Origin of the sequence: Stenotrophomonas sp. Sm10, assembly GCF_030985515.1 — a bacterium.
GTDB classification, from domain to species: domain Bacteria; phylum Pseudomonadota; class Gammaproteobacteria; order Xanthomonadales; family Xanthomonadaceae; genus Stenotrophomonas; species Stenotrophomonas hibiscicola.
This window is the reverse complement of sequence record NZ_JAPTFO010000015.1, coordinates 51,556-69,908: the sequence shown is the minus strand read 5'-3', so window position 1 is coordinate 69,908 and position 18,353 is coordinate 51,556. Positions and strand designations below refer to the sequence as shown.

The following is an 18,353-nucleotide window of genomic DNA, read 5'->3' as shown; positions in this document are numbered from 1 at the left end:
CCCCCTGAGGTCCGCTGTCCGCGACCAACCCAGCCACGAGGGGCCCCGCCGTTGGCTGGAACCCATCATTCCACGACGGAATTGGCGCCCAGGCGCCGCTGGGCCTACCATCGGCGGTCCCCACCCCCACCGCCCCTTCCATGTCCGCTCCCGCTTCCGCCGCACCGCGTCGCTGGTTCGTCGCCGGCGACTTCAACGGCTTCTTCGGCCTGGTCGTCGACAACCTCTCCATCCTCGGCTTCATCGCCATGGCTCTGGTCGGGATCTTCCAGTTCCCCGCCGACGTGGTGTTCGGCCGCATGTTCCCCGGCACCGCCTTCGGCGTGCTGATCGGCAACCTGCTGTACACCCTGATGGCACGCCGGCTCGCCGCGCGTACCGGCCGTGACGACGTCACCGCCATGCCGCTCGGCCTGGATGCCCCGACCAGCATCGGCATGGCCCTGCTGGTGCTTGGCCCGGCCTTCATCGCTTTCAAGCAGCAGGGCATGGACCCGCACGCGGCGGGCATCGCCACCTGGCAGCTGGGCATGGCCGCGCTGGTCATCATGGGCGTGCTCAAGTTCGTGCTGTCGTTCTTCGGTGAAGCGGTCACCCGCGCCCTGCCGCGTGCCGCGCTGCTGGGTTCCATCGCCGGCATCGCGCTGGTGCTGATGGGCCTGCTGCCGCTGCTGGAAACGCTGCGCTCGCCGCTGGTCGGCTTCACCACGCTGGGCCTGCTGCTGTACGTGCTGATCGCCAAGGGCAAACTGCCGGTGCGTGGCCCGGGCGTGCTGCTGGCCTTCGTGTTCGGTACCGTGCTGTATTACGGCCTCGGCCTGGCCGGGCTGGGCGCACCCGGCTTCCATGTACCGGAGTGGGTGCCACCGCAGGTGGTGCTGCCGCTGCCGACGCTGGGCTTCCTCGACGGCCTGCCCACCGCGATGACCTACCTGCCGCTGCTGCTGCCGTTCGGCCTGCTCATGGTGGTTGGTGGCATCAACGTATCCGAAAGCGCGCGCGCAGCCGGTGACGACTACCGCACCCGCGACATCCTGCTGGTGGAAGCGGTGGCCACGCTGGTGGCCGGTGTGTGTGGCGGCGTCGCGCAGACTACGCCGTACATCGGCCAGCCCGCCTACAAGCACATGGGCGCGCGCAGCGGCTATACGCTGCTGACCGGCCTGTTCGTCGGCATCGGCGGCATGCTCGGTATCATCTCCGGGCTGGTGCAGTGGTTGCCGCTGGCGGTGCTGGCACCGATCATCGTGTACGTGGCCATCGACATCACCACCCAGGCGTTCCAGGCTACGCCGCGTCACCATAGCGGTGCCATGGTATTCGGCTTCCTGCCTTCGGTGGCCTACCTGCTGGCGATCAAGGCGCCGGGCTGGATCGCACCGGACCAGCTGCCGCAGCTGCTGACCAAGCTCGACGGCCACGGCCTGCCGGAGCTGGCGGTGATCTTCACTCTCGGCAACGGCTTCATCATCACCTCGATGCTGTGGATTTCGGCGGTGGCGGCGATGGTCGATGGCCGCCTGCGCCGTGCCTGCGGGTTCCTGCTGGTGGCTGCGTTGCTGACACTGTTCGGGCTGATCCACTCGGTGGATCCGCGCGGCGGCATCTACCTGCCGTGGGACCTGGAAGGATTGGCGCGCATCATCAGTTTGCAGTTTGCCGGCGCCTACGTGGCCCTGGCGGTGCTGCTGGGCCTGCTGTCGCTGCAGAAGCAGCCGGTGCAACCGCTGGCTGATCGCACCGATCATTGACCGGTGACGCCGGGCATGGCCCGGCGCTACCGCTCCTTCCACTTCTGGTGCTCTGTAGAGCCGAGCCTGCGCTCGGCTGCTCTGAGCCGAGCATGGCTCGGCCCTACAGGGGCGTGTTGCAGGCGGCGAATGCTTACAGCGCGCTCTGCCGGCCAGCGGCCGGCACTACCGTTCGGCGTCCAGCTCCGGGTAGTGGCGGAAGATGCCATTCGTGTTGAACGCCAGACGTCGTTCCGAGGCCAGATAGGCGGCGATGTTCGGCCGCTTCGCCACCCGCGCCTGCAGCGCGCGCAGCAGGGGCAGGGTGGACGCCAGTGCCTGCATGCGGCGTGGAAACATGTAGTCCAGCCCAATCAGCAGCTGGAACAGCGACAGATCCACGTACGAATGCTCGCGCAGTGCATGGCGGCCACCGTTGGCGGCCAGCACCCGTTCGAAGTAGCCCAGGAACTTCGGCAGGCGCTCGCTGCGCAGCGACGCGGCACGTGCCTTGGCCTCGGTCTTCTGCTCTTCGTAGTATTTTGATGCGGCGATCGGATGGTGAGTGTCATGCACCTCGGCCACCAGGTCGGCGATGGTCAGCTGCAGTTGCAACGCCTGCATCCGCCGCGAGGCCGCCTGTGGCACCAGGTCCAGCGTCGGACCGAGGAAATCCAGGATCGCCGCGACCTGCGCGATGACCTGGCGGCCGGCCTTCAGGAACGGCGGTGCAAAGGGCTGTGGCCCGTCACTGCTGCCATCCAGGAATGGCTGCATCACCGCATCGCCGTGCACCCGCGCCATGTCGATGTAGTCGGCGCCGGCATCTTCCAGCGCCAGCCGCACGAACTCGCCCCGGCCCTGGATGCCGGTCCAGTAATACAGCGCATACTGCATGGCAGTGTCTCCGCAGGACAAGGCCCCCAGCCTCGCGCGCGGCATGCAAAGCAGGCGTGAGCGCGGCTTTGGCGCAGGGCGAAGCCGAACGGCAGCGGAACAGGCGGGGAACCGGCTGGAACCGGTGGGGTCACACCTTCTCCATGGGTGTGAAACGAGGTGCTGCATCATGCAGAGTGCAAAGGCGGTATGGCCCTGGGTGCTGGGTGTGGTGGTGATCGGCGGCGCGGGCGGTTGGTTGTTCCGCGATCAGCTGAGGCACCTGGCAGACGGTGTTTCGGTGCCGGTGCACTCAACCCCCGCCAGCACCAGCGCAGCGCCGCAACCGCAGGCGGCCGCGGACCCCGCGCCAGCACCGCCGCCGATCAGGCATCCGCTGGACACCGAGGCCGCCGCTGACCCGGCGCTGCCCAAGTTGGCCGACAGTGATGCGGCTGCCTGGGGCGCATTGAGCCAGCTGTTCCAGGGCGAGGGCCCGATGACCCTGCTGCTGCGCGATCACCTGATCCAGCGCCTGGTCACCCAGGTCGACAACCTGGACAAACCAAGCGTGCCGCCGACGGTGCTGGCCGCACGGCCGCTGCCGGGCAACCTGCAGGTCGAGCATGGCGAGGGCGGGGAACGCATCGCGGCAAGCAACTCGGCGCGTTACGCGCCCTATGTGCAGGCCTTCACTGCGCTGGATCCAGCGGCAACGGCTACGGCGTACAAGCGCTTCTATCCGTTGATCCAGCAGGCCTACGTCGACCTGGGCCGGCCCGACGGATATTTCAATGATCGCCTGGTCGCGGTGATCGACCATCTGCTGGAGACCCCGGAACTGGCCCAGGCGCCTCTGGTGCAGCGCGATGAGCGCGGCCGTTACCGCTTCGTCGATCCCACCCTGCAGTCACGCTCGATCGGGCAGAAGGCCCTGCTACGCATGGATCCTGCACAGGCGCGGGCGATCAAGCAGCAGCTGCGGGCGATCCGCAGCGCGATCACCCGCTGAGCCCGTCCACCGTGCGGAACTGATCGGGATCAACGCGCCGACCACACGCGCTCCGGCATGCTGGCCGCAGGCTGACTGGCCTCGGGGTGCAGTCGCAGCCACCCTTGAAACGGGGCGGGGCAACCGCATCTTCCCAGCATCGCCGGCGCGGGCCGGCCCTGATGACCGATGAGGATTCGCAATGCGGATGGACAAGCTCACCTCGCGTTTCCAGCAGGCGCTGGCAGACGCACAGTCGCTGGCCGTGGGCCGCGACAACAGCATCATCGAACCTGTTCACCTGTTCAGCGCGTTGCTGGACCAGCAGGGCGGCAGCACGCGCCCGCTGCTGGCCCAGGCCGGGGTGAACGTGCCGGTGCTGCGCGAGCGCCTGACCGAGGCGCTGGATGCACTGCCGAAGGTGTCCGGCCAGGCCGGCAACGTCTCGATGGGCAATGACCTGGGGCGCCTGCTGAACCAGACCGACAAGCTGGCCCAGCAGCACGGCGATGCCTTCATTGCCAGCGAGTGGTTCGTGCTCGCGGCGCTGGAAGACGGCGGCACGCTGGGCATGGCGCTGCGCGCCGCCGGTGCCGACAAGACCCGCCTGCAGGCTGCGATCGACAAGCTGCGTGGCGGCGAGAACGTGCAGTCGGAGAATGCCGAGGAACAGCGGCAAGCGCTGGAGAAGTACACCATCGACCTGACCGCGCGTGCCGAGAGCGGCAAGCTCGATCCGGTGATCGGCCGTGACGAGGAAATCCGTCGCACGATCCAGGTGCTGCAGCGCCGGACCAAGAACAACCCGGTGCTGATCGGCGAACCCGGCGTGGGCAAGACCGCAATCGTGGAAGGGCTCGCCCAGCGCATCATCAATGACGAAGTGCCCGAAGGCCTGCGCGGCAAGCGCGTGCTGTCGCTGGACATGGGCGCGCTGATCGCCGGCGCCAAGTTCCGCGGTGAATTCGAGGAGCGCCTGAAGGGCGTGCTCAACGACCTGGCCAAGAACGAAGGACAGATCATCCTGTTCATTGACGAACTGCACACCATGGTCGGTGCCGGCAAGGCCGATGGCGCGATGGATGCCGGCAACATGCTCAAGCCGGCCCTGGCGCGTGGCGAGCTGCATTGCATCGGTGCGACCACGCTGGACGAGTATCGCAAGTACATCGAGAAGGATGCCGCGTTGGAGCGCCGCTTCCAGAAGGTGTTCGTGGGCGAGCCGTCGGTGGAGGACACCATCGCGATCCTGCGCGGGCTGAAGGAAAAGTACGCCGTGCACCACGGTGTGGAAATCACCGACCCGGCCATCGTGGCTGCAGCCACGCTGTCCAACCGCTACATCACCGACCGCCAGCTGCCGGACAAGGCCATCGACCTGATGGACGAAGCCGCCTCACGCCTGCGCATGGAGATCGACTCCAAGCCGGAGGAGCTGGATCGCCTGGAACGCCGGGTGATCCAGCTGAAGATCCAGCGCGAGATGCTGAAAAAGGAGAAGGACGAAGCCTCGCGGCAGCGCTTGGCCGATCTGGAGAAGGACATCGATGCGCTGGAGCGCGAGTTCTCCGATCTCAATGAAATCTGGAAGTCGGAGAAGGCCGCGCTGCAGGGCGCAACCAAGATCAAGGAACAGGTCGAGCAGGCCAAGCTGGAGCTGGAGGCCGCGCAGCGCCGCCAGGATTTCGCCAAGATGAGCGAGATCCAGTACGGCCTGTTGCCGCAGCTGGAAAAGCAGCTGGCCGCGGCCCAGGAAGCCGAGCACAAGGACTTCAAGCTGGTACAGGACCGCGTGACCGACGAGGAGATCGCCGAGGTCGTTTCGCGCTGGACCGGCATCCCGGTCAACAAGATGCTCGAAGGCGAGCGCGACAAGCTGCTGCGCATGGAAGAGGTGCTGCACAACCGCGTGGTCGGCCAGGAGGAAGCGATCAAGGTCGTCTCCGATGCCGTGCGCCGCTCGCGTGCAGGCCTGTCCGATCCGAACCGTCCGGCCGGCTCGTTCCTGTTCCTCGGCCCCACCGGCGTCGGCAAGACCGAGCTGTGCAAGTCGCTGGCCGAATTCCTGTTCGACAGTGCCGACGCGATGATCCGCATCGATATGAGCGAGTTCATGGAGAAGCACAGCGTCGCGCGCCTGATCGGCGCGCCTCCGGGCTATGTCGGCTACGAGGAAGGTGGCTACCTGACCGAGGCCGTGCGTCGCCGTCCGTACTCGCTGATCCTGCTGGACGAAGTGGAGAAGGCGCATCCGGATGTGTTCAACATCCTGCTGCAGGTGCTGGACGATGGCCGCCTGACCGACGGCCAGGGCCGCACCGTGGACTTCCGCAACACCGTCATCGTGATGACCTCGAACCTGGGCTCGCACCAGATCCAGGACATGAGCGCCGACGACAGTCCGGAGGCCTACACGCAGATGAAGGCGGCGGTGATGGGCGTGGTGCAGGCGCACTTCCGTCCGGAGTTCATCAACCGCCTGGACGACATCGTGGTGTTCCACCCGCTGGACAAGCAGCAGATCAAGCAGATCGCGCGCATCCAGATGCGCGGGCTGGAGAAGCGCCTGGCCGAGCGCGGGTTGAAGCTGTCGGTCTCCGATGCGGCGTTCGATCTGCTCGGCAACGTCGGCTTCGATCCGGTATATGGCGCGCGCCCGCTGAAGCGCGCGATCCAGTCGCAGCTGGAGAATCCGCTGGCGCAGCAGATCCTGTCCGGCGCGTTCGTCAACGGTGACACCATCGAAGTCGGCAATGAGGGTGGGCATTTGGTCTTCGCCAAGGCCTGAACCGGTGGCGCGCCTGCCATGGCTGGCGCGCCACCAAAGCCTCAGCAAGGCACAATGATCCCGTTTTACTTTCGCAAGGACGAGGAGAACCGCATGGACGTTACCCGCAGGGTTTCACTCTGCGTGGCGCTGGCGCTCGCTGCAGTTGCTGGACACGCCGCAGCCGTCGAACAGGTCCAGCTGCCGCCGATGAAGGGTTACCAGCAGGCCCACCAGAGCACCGACGCACAAGGCAATCGCATCACCGAGTACGTGCCGCAGGGCCAGACGGTGCAGGACTGGACCGACATGGTCACCGTCAACGATGCGCCGAACAGTGGCCATGTGAGTCCGCGCGAGTTCCTCGGCATCATCGAGGCGGGGTGGCGCATGGCCTGTCCGGCTGCGCAGAGCCACTGGATCCGCGAAGGCGAGGAGGGCGGACGGCCATTCGCGCTGCTGATGCTCAGTTGCCCGCTGAACCCCGGCACCGGCAAACCGGAGTTCACCTGGATCAAGGGCATGCAGGGCAGGCAGGGCTTCCACACCGTGCAGAAGTCGTTCCGCGCCGAACCGGAGAAGGACGACGTCGTGCAGTGGATCGGCTGGCTGCGCGAGGTTGGCTTGTGCGGCAGCGGCGACGCCCCGGCCTGCCGCTGATCGCAGCAGAAGAGGGCGCCCAGCGGCGCCCTTCATGCATCAGAAGCGGTGCGTATAGCCGCTCATCACGCCGAACTGGTTCGCCTTCTGCACGATCGGGCTGTCGGCGGCATCACCGAGCAGGCGCGTGCCTTCGGCCGAGATGTACCAGTTGCCGTTGCGGCCCACGCGGTGGCTCCACTTCAGGCCGACACCGGCACTGACCAGGCCGGCCTTTGGCTTGTGCTCGGCAAAGCCGGTACGCGCCGCCTGTTCCGGGCTGACGCCGTACCAGGTCTGCATGTAGCCGCGGTTGCCGTAGTCGGCGGACACGCTGCCGCTGACCACGCCGCCGGCCAGGTCGAACAGCGGCATGCTCAGGTTCAGATGGATCTGCTGGGTGGCCAGGCCGTTCTCGGCCTTGTCCTCGTCTTTGCGGGTGAACTGCCAGGAGCCGCTCAGCACGGCTTCGCCCAGCGTATAACCAGCCGAGACGCCGACCAGGGGACGGGTATCGATATCACCCATGCCGCGCAGGAAGTCGGAACCGCCGAGCAGCGAGTCCTTTTCCTTGCGGATGCCGCTGGCGCCGACATACGCGCGCACGCGGGTGTGCTCGCCGATGGAGGTGCCCCAGCCAATGCCACTGGTGCCCAGAAACCATCCACCCGGCGAGGTGACATCAAAGGACAACGACGGCGTCGCACGATACTCCTCGCTGCCGCTGTAGCGCGGCGCCACGCCACCGCCGGCAGCGAGCTCGAAGGTCCAGTGGTCATCCCTGGCGTAGGCGATCGGTGCGGCGAACAGCGGCAACAGGGCCAGGCAGAGCAGGGCGGGGGAACGGCGAAGCTGGGACATGGAAACTCTCGACAATGGGAGGAAGGCAGCGCGCGCATCCGGCGAGTGCTGCAGGGTCGCTAGCGTGGCGATACGCCGGCGACCGATCCGTCCGCAGTTGTGCGGGAGTTGTAATCAACTGTAATTGCACCCAAGGGCGTTCAGCTGGCAGCCAGCGGCCAGTGCATCTCCAGGCGCGCGCCGCCCAATGTGGCGCGGCTGATGCGAAGCTCGCCGCCGTGGCGGACGGCAATGCGGCTGACGATGGCCAGGCCCAGGCCGAAGCCCCCGGTATCGCGGCTGCGGCTGTCATCCAGGCGGGTGAACGGGCGCATCACCTTCTCGCGATCGGCTTCGGCAATGCCGGGACCGTCATCATCCACGCGCAGGCAGGCGCGGCCGCTGACACCGACCAGCGAGACTTCCACCTGCGAGCGCGCATGGCGCAGCGCATTGCCGACCAGATTGCTGAGTGCCAGCTGCAGCAGGCGCGGCTCGGCATCCACGCGTGGCAACGCACTGGGCTGCACGCGCAGTACCACCCCGGCGCGTTCGGCATCACGGCGTGCATCGGCCAGACAGGCCTGCAGCCAGTCGTTGGCTTCGATGCGCTGCATCGGCTCGCCTTCGCTGGGATGCTCCAGGCGCTCATAGGCCAGCAGTTCGCTGACCAGCCGGTTGAGCTCGGCCAGATCGCCGTGCAGCCCCTGTGCCAGCCGTGCACGGCGTTCGTGATCGTCGCTGTCCTGCATCAGGTCCAGGCCGAAGGCCACGCGCGCGATCGGCGTGCGCAGCTCATGCGAGATCGCATGGGTCAGGTCGCGCTGGCGCTGCACCAGTTCGGCCACGCGTGCCGCCATGCGGTTGGAGTGGTCGACGATGACCCGGATCTGCGAGCGTGGCGAGACCTGCGCACGTGCCTGCAGATCGCCAGCGCCGATGCGGTCGGCGTGCAGGCGCAGCGCTTCCAGGTCGCGCCAGAGCAGGCGCACCCACGCGTACAGGCTGGCGCCCACCAGCAGCAGGATGCTGAGGTAGGCGGCGATGGTCATGTACGTCGTCATCTGCACCGCGCCAGGCAGGCGCAGGTGCAGCCAGCGGCCATCGCTGCCCTCGATGGGCAGCAGGACCTGCTGGTATTGATCGCGCACGATGAAACCATCGGCCTTCACGGCCACCTGTTCCTGCGCGTCGAGTGCTGGAGGTTTGTCGAGCAGCGTCAGGGCGATGCCGTAGTGTGGCTGCCACTGCTGCAGGCGCTCACGCTGCTGGTCGGCATCCAGGCCGGCCAGGCCACTGCGCAGGGCGTACACCTGACCACGCACCTGCTGGACGAAGACGCGATCCTGCACGGGCGTGTAGATGCCATCCAGGATGTGGTTGAGGAAGAACACCGACACCAGGAAGCAGGCACCCGTGATAAACCACAACCACAGGAACAGCCGCTTCATGCCGTCCAGGCCGACGGATTGAACTGGTAGCCACGGCCCCACACGGTCTTGATCCGCCGCGGTTCGCGCGCATCATCGCCGAGCTTGCGGCGCAGCTTGCCGATGCTGACATCGACACTGCGGTCCAGGCCGTCAAAGCCGATGCCGCGCACCGCCTGCAGGATATGGTCGCGCGACAGGATCTGCCCCGGCTGGCTGGCCAGCAGCCACAGGATCTCGAATTCCGTGGTGCCCAGCTCGACCGGCTGACCGTGCAGGTGCACTTCGCGCTGCATGCGGTCGATCAGCAGTTCGCCATGCATCAGACGGCTGGGTGTGCCGGTGTTGCTGCTGCCATGGCGGCGGCGCAGCAGGGCGCGCAGGCGGGCCAGCAGCAGGCGCGGCTCGATCGGTTTGTGCACATAGTCATCGGCGCCCGATTCCAGGCCCAGCACCTGCTCGATGTCGTCTTCGCAGGCGGTCAGCATCAGGATCGGCACGTCGGAGAAACTGCGAATCTGCCGGCACACGTCGATGCCGCCGAGGCCGGGCAGCATCAGGTCCAGCACCACCAGTTCCGGCGCATGCTGGCGGCAGGCCGCGCCGGCCAAGTCGCCACGGGCGACGTGCTGCACGGCAAAGCCATGCTCGTTCAGGTAGTCGCTGACCAGTTCGGCCAGGCGACGATCATCCTCCACCAGCAGGACCGGTGTCGGCGTGCCGTTGGCGGTGGGTGTCCAGGGGGATGGCTGCATGCGCGTGGGGCCTCCGTGCCCGGGCACGAGCGCCCGGCGGCGCAGCCTAGCAACGGTCCATGACGGCTGCCTGAATCGCGGCCAACCTGATAACCGCCGGTACGCACGTCATCGCCAGCGGCTCTCAGTGCCACGCCCCGGCTGGCCTATGGTGGCGGTTTCCCCGGATGGAGCCTGGTGCAATGAGCGACCCGCAGTGGCAACTGGAAACCTTGGCCGTGCATGGCGGCTATCGGCCCGATCCGACCACCCGCGCGGTGGCGGTGCCGATCTACCAGACGGTGGCGTACGCCTTCGATGACACCCAGCACGGGGCCGACCTGTTCGACCTGAAGGTGCCGGGCAACATCTACACGCGCATCATGAATCCCACCACCGACGTGCTGGAGCAGCGCTTGGCCGCGCTGGAAGGTGGCATCGGCGCACTGGCGCTGGCCTCGGGGCAGGCCGCGATCACCTATGCCATCCAGACCATTGCAGAGGCCGGGGACAACATCGTCGCCTCCAGCGCGCTGTATGGCGGCAGCCTCAACCTGCTGGCGCACACGCTGCCGCAGTACGGCATCCAGGCGCGCTTTGCTGATCCGGCTGATCCTTCTGCGTTCGCCGCGCTGATCGACGAGCGCACCAAGGCGGTGTTCGTCGAATCCATCGGCAACCCGCGTGGCAACGTCACCGACATCGCTGCGATTGCGGAGGTCGCGCATGCCGCCGGGGTGCCGCTGATCGTCGACAATACGGTGGCCACGCCCTTCCTGCTGCGCCCGTTCGAGCACGGCGCCGACATCGTGGTGCACTCGCTGACCAAGTACCTGGGCGGCCACGGCACCAGCCTGGGCGGCGCGATCATCGATTCGGGCCGCTTCGACTGGACCGCACAGCCCCAACGCTTCGCGCGGCTCAACCAGCCCGACCCCAGCTACCATGGCGTGGTCTATACCGAAGCCCTGGGGCCAGCGGCCTACATCGGCCGCGCGCGGGTGGTGCCGCTGCGCAATACCGGCGCTGCGTTGTCGCCGTTCAATGCGTTCCTGATCCTGCAGGGCATCGAGACCCTGGCCCTGCGCATGGAACGCATCAACGCCAATGCACTGGCCGTCGCGCAGTACCTGAAGGCGCACGCCAAGGTAGCGTGGGTGCGCTACGCCGGACTGGCCGACGACCCCGAGCACGCCGCCGCGCAGCGCTATCTGGGTGGGCACGGCTCGGGCGTGCTGACCTTCGGCCTGCCGGGCGGGCGCGAGGCAGGCGCACGTTTCCTTGACGCGCTGAAATTGTTCACCCGCCTGGTCAACCTGGGCGATGCGAAGTCACTGGCCACCCATCCGGCCTCGACCACCCACCGCCAGTTGGATGCGGCGGAACTGGCCAAGGCCGGCGTCAGTGAAGACACCGTGCGGCTGTCGATCGGCATCGAGCACATCGGCGACCTGCGCGCCGACCTGGAGCAGGCCCTGGCCGCAGCCTGATAGCCGCGCGCTTGGTGCATATCGCCACAGGCGATCACCACCGGTGGCGCGATGCGCTACGGTGGAACTGCCTCTCCAAGGCGTGGCAACGTGGCGATCCAGATCCCCGGTCGATGCGGGTCGACCGGGGATCTTTTTTGTTTCCGGGGTCAGATCCGTTTTCCTGCGGAAAACGGATCTGACCCAATGCACCGCCGTGTCGACCAAGGTCGACACCCACCAACAGCAGCGGGGACCCACCCCGCCATCCCACGGATAGTCAGCTTTTGCCTTTGCCTTTGCTGTTGCCTTGGCAGGTGCAGGGCTGCAAGCCCTGCCGCACCCACACCCCTCACACCACCGGAATGCTGTGCTGCCCCAGATTCCGGTACGGCGGCGTGGCCATCACCATCTCCGCCAGCGAATACGCCAGCTCACGTTCGGCCATCACCGTGCCATCGGCACCGTGTTCCAGCAGATGCTTCACTTCCGCATCGCTGTGCGCACGCGCCAGCAGGGTCAGGTCCGGGTTGATCGCCCGCAGCTTGGCCAGCGCCTCACCGGCTTCCAGCGGCTGCGGAATCGCCAGCACCGCAATCTTCGCCCGCTCAGGATGGGCCTCGGCCAGCACCCGGTCGGCCGCCGCACTGCCGCGGATCGCCGCCAGGCCCTTGGCGTGCGCCGCCTCGACGTGTTCCTTGTTGTCATCGATCACCAGCACCGGCACGCCACGGTCGCTCAGCACCTGCGCCAGTTCGCTGCCGACCCGGCCATAGCCGATCACGATGGCGTGGTCATGCAGGTCCCGTGACGGGCCGATGGCTTCAGGCGGCTCGGGTGCCTGCGGGGACTGCTCCTGCTTGGCCTGCCAACGGTCGAGCAGGCCGAACACCAGTGGGTTGAGCATGATCGACACCAGCGCACCGGCCAGCACCAGCGACTGGCCTTCCTTCGGCAGGATCTGCAGCGCCACGCCCAGGCCGGCGATGATGAAGGCGAACTCGCCGATCTGTGCCAGGCTGGCCGAGATGGTCAACGCGGTGCTGGTCGGGTGGCCGAACGCACGCACGATGAAAAATGCCGCCGCCGACTTGCCGAACATGATGATGGCGACGGTGGCCAGCACCTGCCACGGATGCTGGACGAGGATGTTGGGGTCAAACAGCATGCCGACCGACACGAAGAACAGCACCGCGAACGCATCGCGCAGCGGCAACGAATCATGCGCGGCCTTGTGGCTCAGCTCCGATTCGTTGAGCAGCATGCCGGCGAAGAACGCGCCCAGCGCGAACGAGACACCGAACAACATCGCCGAACCGAACGCCACGCCCAGCGCGATTGCCAGCACCGACAGAGTGAACAGCTCACGCGAACCGGTACCTGCGATGCGCTCCAGGATCCACGGGATGACCCGGCGCCCGACCACCAGCATCACCGCCACGAACAGGCCCAGCTGCACGAAGGTCCAGCCGATGTCGGCCAGCACGCTGCCGAGCGAGTGCGATTCCTTGGCCGCGTCGGGGCCGAACACACCGGCCATCACCGGCATCATCACCAGTGCCAGCACACAGGCCAGGTCTTCCACGATCAGCCAGCCGACCGCGATCTTGCCGCGCATGGTCTCCAGCAGACGGCGTTCCTCCATCGCCCGCAGCAGCACCACGGTACTGGCGGTGGCCAGCGAGAAACCGAAGATGACGCCATGGATGGCGGGCCAGCCCATCAGCGAGGCCACGCCCCAGCCGAGCAGGGTGGCCACGGCGATCTGGCCGATGGCACCGGGGATGGCGATGGCCTTGACCGCCATCAGGTCCTTCAGCGAGAAGTGCAGGCCGACGCCGAACATCAGCAGCATCACGCCCAGTTCGGCCAGCTGGTTGGCCAGCGCCTGGTCGGCGACGAAGCCGGGGGTGAACGGGCCTACGCAGATGCCAGCAACCAGGTAACCGACCAGAGGGGACAAGCGGAGCTTGTTGGCCAGCGCGCCGAAGATGAAGGCGAGCCCCAGGCCAACGGCCACGATGTTGATCAGGTCGGTGTCATGGTGCATCGGCACTCGCAGGAAATCGGGGGGATGTCCCGATTTTCACCTAATGGGCCAGATGCAGCAAACCCTGCAGGAAAATGGGGTCAGAGCCCTTTTTCCAGCAGGAAAAGGGCTCTGACCCCACAGGGTATGCCGGCCAGCGGCCGGCACTACCCCTTACCAGGTGTACTTGATCCGCCCGTACACATACGCGCCGTTGAAGCCGAACGGCGAGTAGTTGCTGTAGGGCAGCATGCCGAAGGTGGAGTTCTGCAGGTCTTCGGTGCGGTCCGGGTACTTGTCCAGCAGGTTGTCGGCGCCCACGGTCAGGGTCCAGTTGCTGCTCGGCTTGTAGCTGGCCGAGGCATCCACCACCCAGGCATCGCCGTAGGTCTGGTCGCGCAGCGCGGTGGCCGAGTTGCGCACGGTGAACTTGCCGTAGCGGGTGGCGGCCAGGCCCAGTTCCCAGTGATCCGAACGCCAGGTGCCACTCAGGATCGCCTTGTCGCGCGGGTAGCTGTCCTCGATGCGACCGATCTCATCACGGCCGATCAGCGACTGGGTCAGGCCCAGCGTGCCGAACACCGCTGGGGTGCCGCCGACACGGCGCACTTCGGTGTCGTTGTAGCTGTAGGCGGCGGTCAGCTCCAGGCTGCTGGCGTTGAACGGCACCGTATAGCTGGACACGAAGTCGACGCCGCGGGTGCGCGTATCCAGGCCGTTGGTGAAGTACGAGAACGCGGTCACCTGCGGCAGGCCGAGGGTGCCCAGCAGCGCGCTGGTGGCGGCGTTGGTGGTGATGCTGGACGACAGCGCGATGCGGTCATCAATGTCGATCTGGTACGCATCGACGGTGATGTACAGGCGGTCGACCGGCTGCAGCACCAGGCCCAGGCTGTAGGAGGTGGAGGTTTCGGCCTTCAACGGCGAGGCGCCCAGCGCCTGCGCGGCCGGGCTGGTGGTCGGGAAGGTGCCACGCTCGACGAACACGCCATTGAGGAACTGGCTGGTCACCGCCTGGTAGCCCTGCTGCGCCAGCGAGGGCGCGCGGAAACCGCTGGAGGCGGTGGCACGCAGCGCGACCTTGTCGGTGAATGCATAGCGCGCCGACAGCTTGCCGGAGAAGCGGTCGCCGAAGTCCGAGTAGTCCTCGTAGCGGCCGGTGATGCCGGCCGAGAACTTCTCGGTCAGGTCCGCTTCCAGGCCGGCATAGACCGCGTAGTTGTGGCGGTCGGCATGCACTTCATTGGTCGGGGTGAAGCCCGCGAAGCCCTGCGCGCCGCTGCCGGTGTACGAGTTCAGCTCGCCCGGGTTCTGGTCCCACTTTTCCTTGCGGTACTCACCACCGAAGGACAGCGTGACCGGGTAGGCCAGGCCCCAGTCCAGTGACTTGGTCAGGTCGGCATTGAAGATGTCCTGCTGGTACTTCAGCGTGCCGTCGTAGAACGAGCGCGGGCTGGTGGCGCCGAGGCTGTAGTTGATGCTGTTGCGGGTGTGGAAGTCGAGGGTGTTCTCGCCGTGGTTCAGGCTCAGGTCCCAGGTCCAGCCGTTGTCGGTGTTGCCCTTGACCCCGGCCACCAGCGAGCGGTCCTTGGAGTACTGGTTGATCTCCGGCACGTAGCCGTCCGGGTAGGTCTGCGCCAGCAGCGCGCTCTGCCCGCTGTGGTTGCGCGAACGGTAGAACGCAAACGAGGTGATGTCGCGGTTGCTGAGCAGCGCGCTGGCGTAGCCGGTCACGTGGTCGCTGAAGTCGAAGCTGGCGTTGGCCGAGGCGGCGGTGGCATCCACGCGCGGGTCGCCGACGATGAAGGTCTTCTGGCCGATGCTGGGGAAGTTGCCGGTGTTCGGCGTGGTGCCGCGGTACGGGCCGGCGCGGTTGCTCTCGTCCTGCTGGCTGATCTGGCCGGCCACGTGCACCCGGCCGCGGCCGTTGCCGAACTCGACGCCGGTGTCGCCGGAGAGCTGGTACTTGTTGCCGTCACCGGCCGAGTACTGGCCGTAGTCCACGGCCAGGCTGCCGCCACGGCCGCTGCCCTTGAGCACGATGTTGATGACGCCGGCGATGGCGTCCGAGCCGTACTGCGCCGACGCGCCGTCGCGCAGCACTTCCACGCGCTCGATCGCGGCGATCGGGATCGCGTTGATGTCCACCGCCGACGAGCCACGGCCGATGCTGCCGTTGACGTTGATCATCGCCGAGGTGTGGCGCCGCTTGCCGTTGACCAGCACCAGCACCTGGTCTGGCGACAGGCCGCGCAGTTGCGCCGGGCGCACGCCGCTGGTGCCGTCGGTCAGGGCAGGGCGCGGGAAGTTCAGTGAGGGCAGGGCGCGCGACAGTGCGGTGGCCAGTTCACTGGTGCCGGTGGACTGCAGCACTTCAGGGGTGATGATGTCGATCGGCGACTGCGATTCGGCGACGGTGCGGTCGGCCACGCGGGTGCCGGTGACGATCACGGTGTCCAGGGTGTTGGCGGCGGTGCCGGCCTGCTGGGCGGCGGCGACGAACGGAGAGCCACCGAGTGCGACAGCGACGGCGGCGGCGATCAGGCTGGTCTTGCGGGTCATCGGGATGGGGCTCCGGTTGGCGGGGGCGGCACCGGAATCGACATCACGGGGGTGAGGCGGACGGCGGTTGTTGCGGTGCGCAATACAGCAATTAACGGGATATTCAGTGCCTGTCAAATGCCGGTCATCGAAAAAAACGTTGCAGCAGCAACCATTTAGCCAGGACCGGCACCGGCGGGGAGGAGACCCGGGACGCGCGCGGCCAGGACGTGGGAGAGAGGAACGTCGGCCACTGCGCATCCCGGGGCGCGTCAAGTATTCGTTAACGCTAGAATTACGTCGCAGGAACAGTGCTCACCAGCACATTCCATCCGGTTATATGGACCCCTCCCCCGATGATCTCCCTTCGTAATTTCGCCTTGCGCCGCGGCGAGCGGCTGCTGTTGTCCAATGTCGACCTGACCCTGCACGCCGGTTACCGGGTAGGTGTGGTCGGCCGCAACGGTGCTGGCAAATCCAGCCTGTTCGCGGCGGTGAAGGGCGAACTGGAGGCCGACAAGGGTGACGTCGACCTGCCCGGCAAGGTCCGTATCGCCAGCGTGGCCCAGGAAACCCCGTCGCTGCCGGACCCGGCGCTGAGCTTCGTGCTGGGCGGCGATACCGAGGTGGCCGCGGTGCTGGCCGAAGAGGCCGAGGCGACCGCCCGCGAAGACTGGGAGGCGGTGGCCAACGCACACACGAAGATGGCCGAGATGGGCGCCTACGACGCCGAAGCGCGCGCCGGCAAGCTGTTGCACGGCCTTGGTTTCCCGGCCGAGACCCACCACCGCGCGGTGTCCTCGTTCTCCGGTGGCTGGCGCGTGCGCCTGAACCTGGCCCGTGCGCTGATGATGCCCAGCGACCTGCTGCTGCTCGACGAACCGACCAACCACCTCGATCTGGACGCGGTGTACTGGCTGGAACAGTGGCTGCTGAAGTACCCGGGCACCCTGCTGCTGATCTCGCATGACCGCGAGTTCCTCGACAACGTGGCCACCCACACCCTGCACCTGCACGGCGGCGGCGCCAAGCTCTACCCGGGCGGCTACACCGATTTCGAGCGCCAGCGCGCCGAACAGCTGCGCCAGCAGCAGATCGCGCACGAGAAGGAACAGGCCGAGCGCGCCCACCTGCAGAGCTTCATCGACCGCTTCAAGGCGCAGGCCAGCAAGGCCGCGCAGGCGCAGAGCCGCATGAAGCGCCTGGCCAAGCTGGCCGGCACCGAAGCGGTGCGCGCCGAACGCGAGTTCCGCATCGAGTTCGCGCCGCCGGCCAAGCTGCCGTTCTCGCTGATCCGCCTGAATCACGTCGAGGCCGGCTATGGTCAGGACGCGGTGATCCTGCACAACGTCGGCTTCGGCCTGGAAGCGGGCCAGCGCATTGGCCTGCTCGGCCCGAACGGCGCCGGCAAGACCACCCTGGTGAAGACCCTGGTGGGTGAACTGGCGCCGATCGTCGGTGAGCGCATGGCGCACCCGGACCTGAAGATCGGCTACTTCGCCCAGCACACGGTGGAGTCGCTGCACGAAGGCCAGTCGCCGATGGAGCACTTCCGCGAGATTGCCCCGGATGCGCCGAACCAGTCGTTCCGCGATTTCCTTGGCAAGTGGAATTTCCCCGGCGACCGTGCGTTCGAGCCGGTCGATGGTTTCTCCGGCGGCGAGCGCGCGCGCCTGGCGCTGGCGCTGATCGCCTGGCAGCAGCCGAACGTGCTGCTGCTGGACGAACCGACCAACCACCTTGACCTGGAAATGCGCGAAGCGCTGGCCGAAGCGCTGGCCACCTTCGAAGGCGCGATCGTGATGGTCTCGCATGACCGACACCTGATCGGCCTGGTCTGCGATACCTACTGGCGCGTGGCCGATGGCGTGGTCGAGCCGTTCGACGGTGACCTGGATGCATACGCCGCGTGGCTGCGGACCCGCCCGCAGGCGCAGGGCACCAAGGCGCGCATGGAACAGGTGGAAGAGCCGGTGGTGGTCAAGACCGCCCCGGTGGCGCAGGTGGTGCAGAAGAAGCCGGTGAACCCGCACAAGCTGGCCGCGGCCGAGGCCAAGGTGGCCGAGCTGGAAGGTGCACTGGCCGAGCTGGACCGGCAGCTGGCCGACCCGGCCAACTACGCCGATGCCACGCGCATGGCGGTACTTGGCCGTGACCGCGAAACCGCCGCGGCGCAGCTGGAAAAGGCCGAAGCCGCCTGGATGGAACTGCTCGAGTCCTGATGCCATCGGTAGCGCCGGGCCATGCCCGGCGAGCGCAACGGATCGCAAAAGCCGCCGGGCATGGCCCGGCGCTACCCACGTTCCC

At 67.1% G+C, this 18,353-nt stretch carries 12 protein-coding genes; 6 read left to right on the top strand and 6 right to left on the bottom strand.

Annotation, left to right across the window (positions count from 1 at the left end; all coding sequences use genetic code 11):
* Window positions 1-140 precede the first annotated feature (140 nt).
* A complete protein-coding gene (locus tag O0J15_RS06760) occupies window positions 141-1,751 on the top strand; it encodes a hypothetical protein (RefSeq protein WP_164145451.1) in 1,611 nt (536 codons plus the stop codon).
* A 165-nt stretch (window positions 1,752-1,916) separates the two neighbouring features.
* Here O0J15_RS06760 and O0J15_RS06755 read toward each other — a convergent pair whose 3' ends face one another.
* Complete coding sequence (locus tag O0J15_RS06755; protein ID WP_164145450.1) at window positions 1,917-2,627, bottom strand: glutathione S-transferase; 711 nt, start codon at window positions 2,625-2,627, stop codon at window positions 1,917-1,919.
* Window positions 2,628-2,796: 169 nt separating this feature from the next.
* Between O0J15_RS06755 and O0J15_RS06750 the strand changes: the two genes are divergently transcribed.
* The 3 genes from O0J15_RS06750 to O0J15_RS06740 all read left to right on the top strand — a co-directional run bounded on the left by O0J15_RS06750 (window position 2,797) and on the right by O0J15_RS06740 (window position 7,024).
* Window positions 2,797-3,618, top strand: a complete 822-nt coding sequence (locus O0J15_RS06750) for a DUF3014 domain-containing protein (protein WP_308305350.1) — start codon at window positions 2,797-2,799, stop codon at window positions 3,616-3,618.
* Between the two features lie 181 nt (window positions 3,619-3,799).
* Window positions 3,800-6,385: an ATP-dependent chaperone ClpB gene (clpB, locus tag O0J15_RS06745; protein WP_155030007.1), complete on the top strand. Its 2,586-nt coding sequence runs from the start codon at window positions 3,800-3,802 to the stop codon at window positions 6,383-6,385.
* Window positions 6,386-6,439: 54 nt separating this feature from the next.
* Window positions 6,440-7,024: a hypothetical protein gene (locus O0J15_RS06740; protein WP_227844783.1), complete on the top strand. Its 585-nt coding sequence runs from the start codon at window positions 6,440-6,442 to the stop codon at window positions 7,022-7,024.
* A 39-nt stretch (window positions 7,025-7,063) separates the two neighbouring features.
* On the opposite strand, the gene O0J15_RS06735 is transcribed toward O0J15_RS06740, so the two are convergent.
* From O0J15_RS06735 to O0J15_RS06725, 3 genes are all read right to left on the bottom strand, one after another.
* Complete coding sequence (locus tag O0J15_RS06735; protein ID WP_308305349.1) at window positions 7,064-7,864, bottom strand: MipA/OmpV family protein; 801 nt, start codon at window positions 7,862-7,864, stop codon at window positions 7,064-7,066.
* Window positions 7,865-8,004: 140 nt separating this feature from the next.
* Window positions 8,005-9,294 carry an ATP-binding protein gene (locus tag O0J15_RS06730; protein ID WP_164145446.1) on the bottom strand — a complete coding sequence of 430 codons (1,290 nt, stop codon included), beginning with the start codon at window positions 9,292-9,294 and terminating at the stop codon, window positions 8,005-8,007.
* Window positions 9,291-10,028, bottom strand: coding sequence for a response regulator transcription factor (locus tag O0J15_RS06725; RefSeq protein WP_111104389.1), 738 nt, complete (start codon window positions 10,026-10,028; stop codon window positions 9,291-9,293). Before O0J15_RS06725 ends, O0J15_RS06730 begins: the two co-directional genes overlap by 4 nt.
* A gap of 182 nt (window positions 10,029-10,210) precedes the next feature.
* Between O0J15_RS06725 and O0J15_RS06720 the strand changes: the two genes are divergently transcribed.
* On the top strand, window positions 10,211-11,497 hold the full coding sequence (locus O0J15_RS06720) for an O-acetylhomoserine aminocarboxypropyltransferase/cysteine synthase family protein (protein WP_111098906.1): 1,287 nt from the start codon (window positions 10,211-10,213) through the stop codon (window positions 11,495-11,497).
* A gap of 331 nt (window positions 11,498-11,828) precedes the next feature.
* Here the strand turns inward: O0J15_RS06720 and ybaL are convergent, their stop codons facing one another.
* Complete coding sequence (gene ybaL / locus O0J15_RS06715) at window positions 11,829-13,526, bottom strand: YbaL family putative K(+) efflux transporter (RefSeq protein WP_308305348.1); 1,698 nt, start codon at window positions 13,524-13,526, stop codon at window positions 11,829-11,831.
* A 153-nt stretch (window positions 13,527-13,679) separates the two neighbouring features.
* Window positions 13,680-16,067, bottom strand: coding sequence for a TonB-dependent receptor (locus tag O0J15_RS06710; protein WP_308305347.1), 2,388 nt, complete (start codon window positions 16,065-16,067; stop codon window positions 13,680-13,682).
* Window positions 16,068-16,402: 335 nt separating this feature from the next.
* Here O0J15_RS06710 and O0J15_RS06705 point away from each other — a divergent pair, with 335 nt between their 5' ends.
* Window positions 16,403-18,268 carry an ABC-F family ATP-binding cassette domain-containing protein gene (locus O0J15_RS06705; protein ID WP_111098903.1) on the top strand — a complete coding sequence of 622 codons (1,866 nt, stop codon included), beginning with the start codon at window positions 16,403-16,405 and terminating at the stop codon, window positions 18,266-18,268.
* Window positions 18,269-18,353 lie beyond the last annotated feature (85 nt).

Bases quoted from the DNA above. Each gene is read 5' to 3' on its own strand.
- O0J15_RS06760 (WP_164145451.1), top strand. From the start codon at position 141: ATGTCCGCTCCCGCTTCCGCCGCACCGCGTCGCTGGTTCGTCGCCGGC.
- O0J15_RS06755 (WP_164145450.1), bottom strand. From the start codon at position 2,627: ATGCAGTATGCGCTGTATTACTGGACCGGCATCCAGGGCCGGGGCGAG.
- O0J15_RS06750 (WP_308305350.1), top strand. From the start codon at position 2,797: ATGCAGAGTGCAAAGGCGGTATGGCCCTGGGTGCTGGGTGTGGTGGTG.
- clpB (WP_155030007.1), top strand. From the start codon at position 3,800: ATGCGGATGGACAAGCTCACCTCGCGTTTCCAGCAGGCGCTGGCAGAC.
- O0J15_RS06740 (WP_227844783.1), top strand. From the start codon at position 6,440: ATGATCCCGTTTTACTTTCGCAAGGACGAGGAGAACCGCATGGACGTT.
- O0J15_RS06735 (WP_308305349.1), bottom strand. From the start codon at position 7,864: ATGTCCCAGCTTCGCCGTTCCCCCGCCCTGCTCTGCCTGGCCCTGTTG.
- O0J15_RS06730 (WP_164145446.1), bottom strand. From the start codon at position 9,294: ATGAAGCGGCTGTTCCTGTGGTTGTGGTTTATCACGGGTGCCTGCTTC.
- O0J15_RS06725 (WP_111104389.1), bottom strand. From the start codon at position 10,028: ATGCAGCCATCCCCCTGGACACCCACCGCCAACGGCACGCCGACACCG.
- O0J15_RS06720 (WP_111098906.1), top strand. From the start codon at position 10,211: ATGAGCGACCCGCAGTGGCAACTGGAAACCTTGGCCGTGCATGGCGGC.
- ybaL (WP_308305348.1), bottom strand. From the start codon at position 13,526: ATGCACCATGACACCGACCTGATCAACATCGTGGCCGTTGGCCTGGGG.
- O0J15_RS06710 (WP_308305347.1), bottom strand. From the start codon at position 16,067: ATGACCCGCAAGACCAGCCTGATCGCCGCCGCCGTCGCTGTCGCACTC.
- O0J15_RS06705 (WP_111098903.1), top strand. From the start codon at position 16,403: ATGATCTCCCTTCGTAATTTCGCCTTGCGCCGCGGCGAGCGGCTGCTG.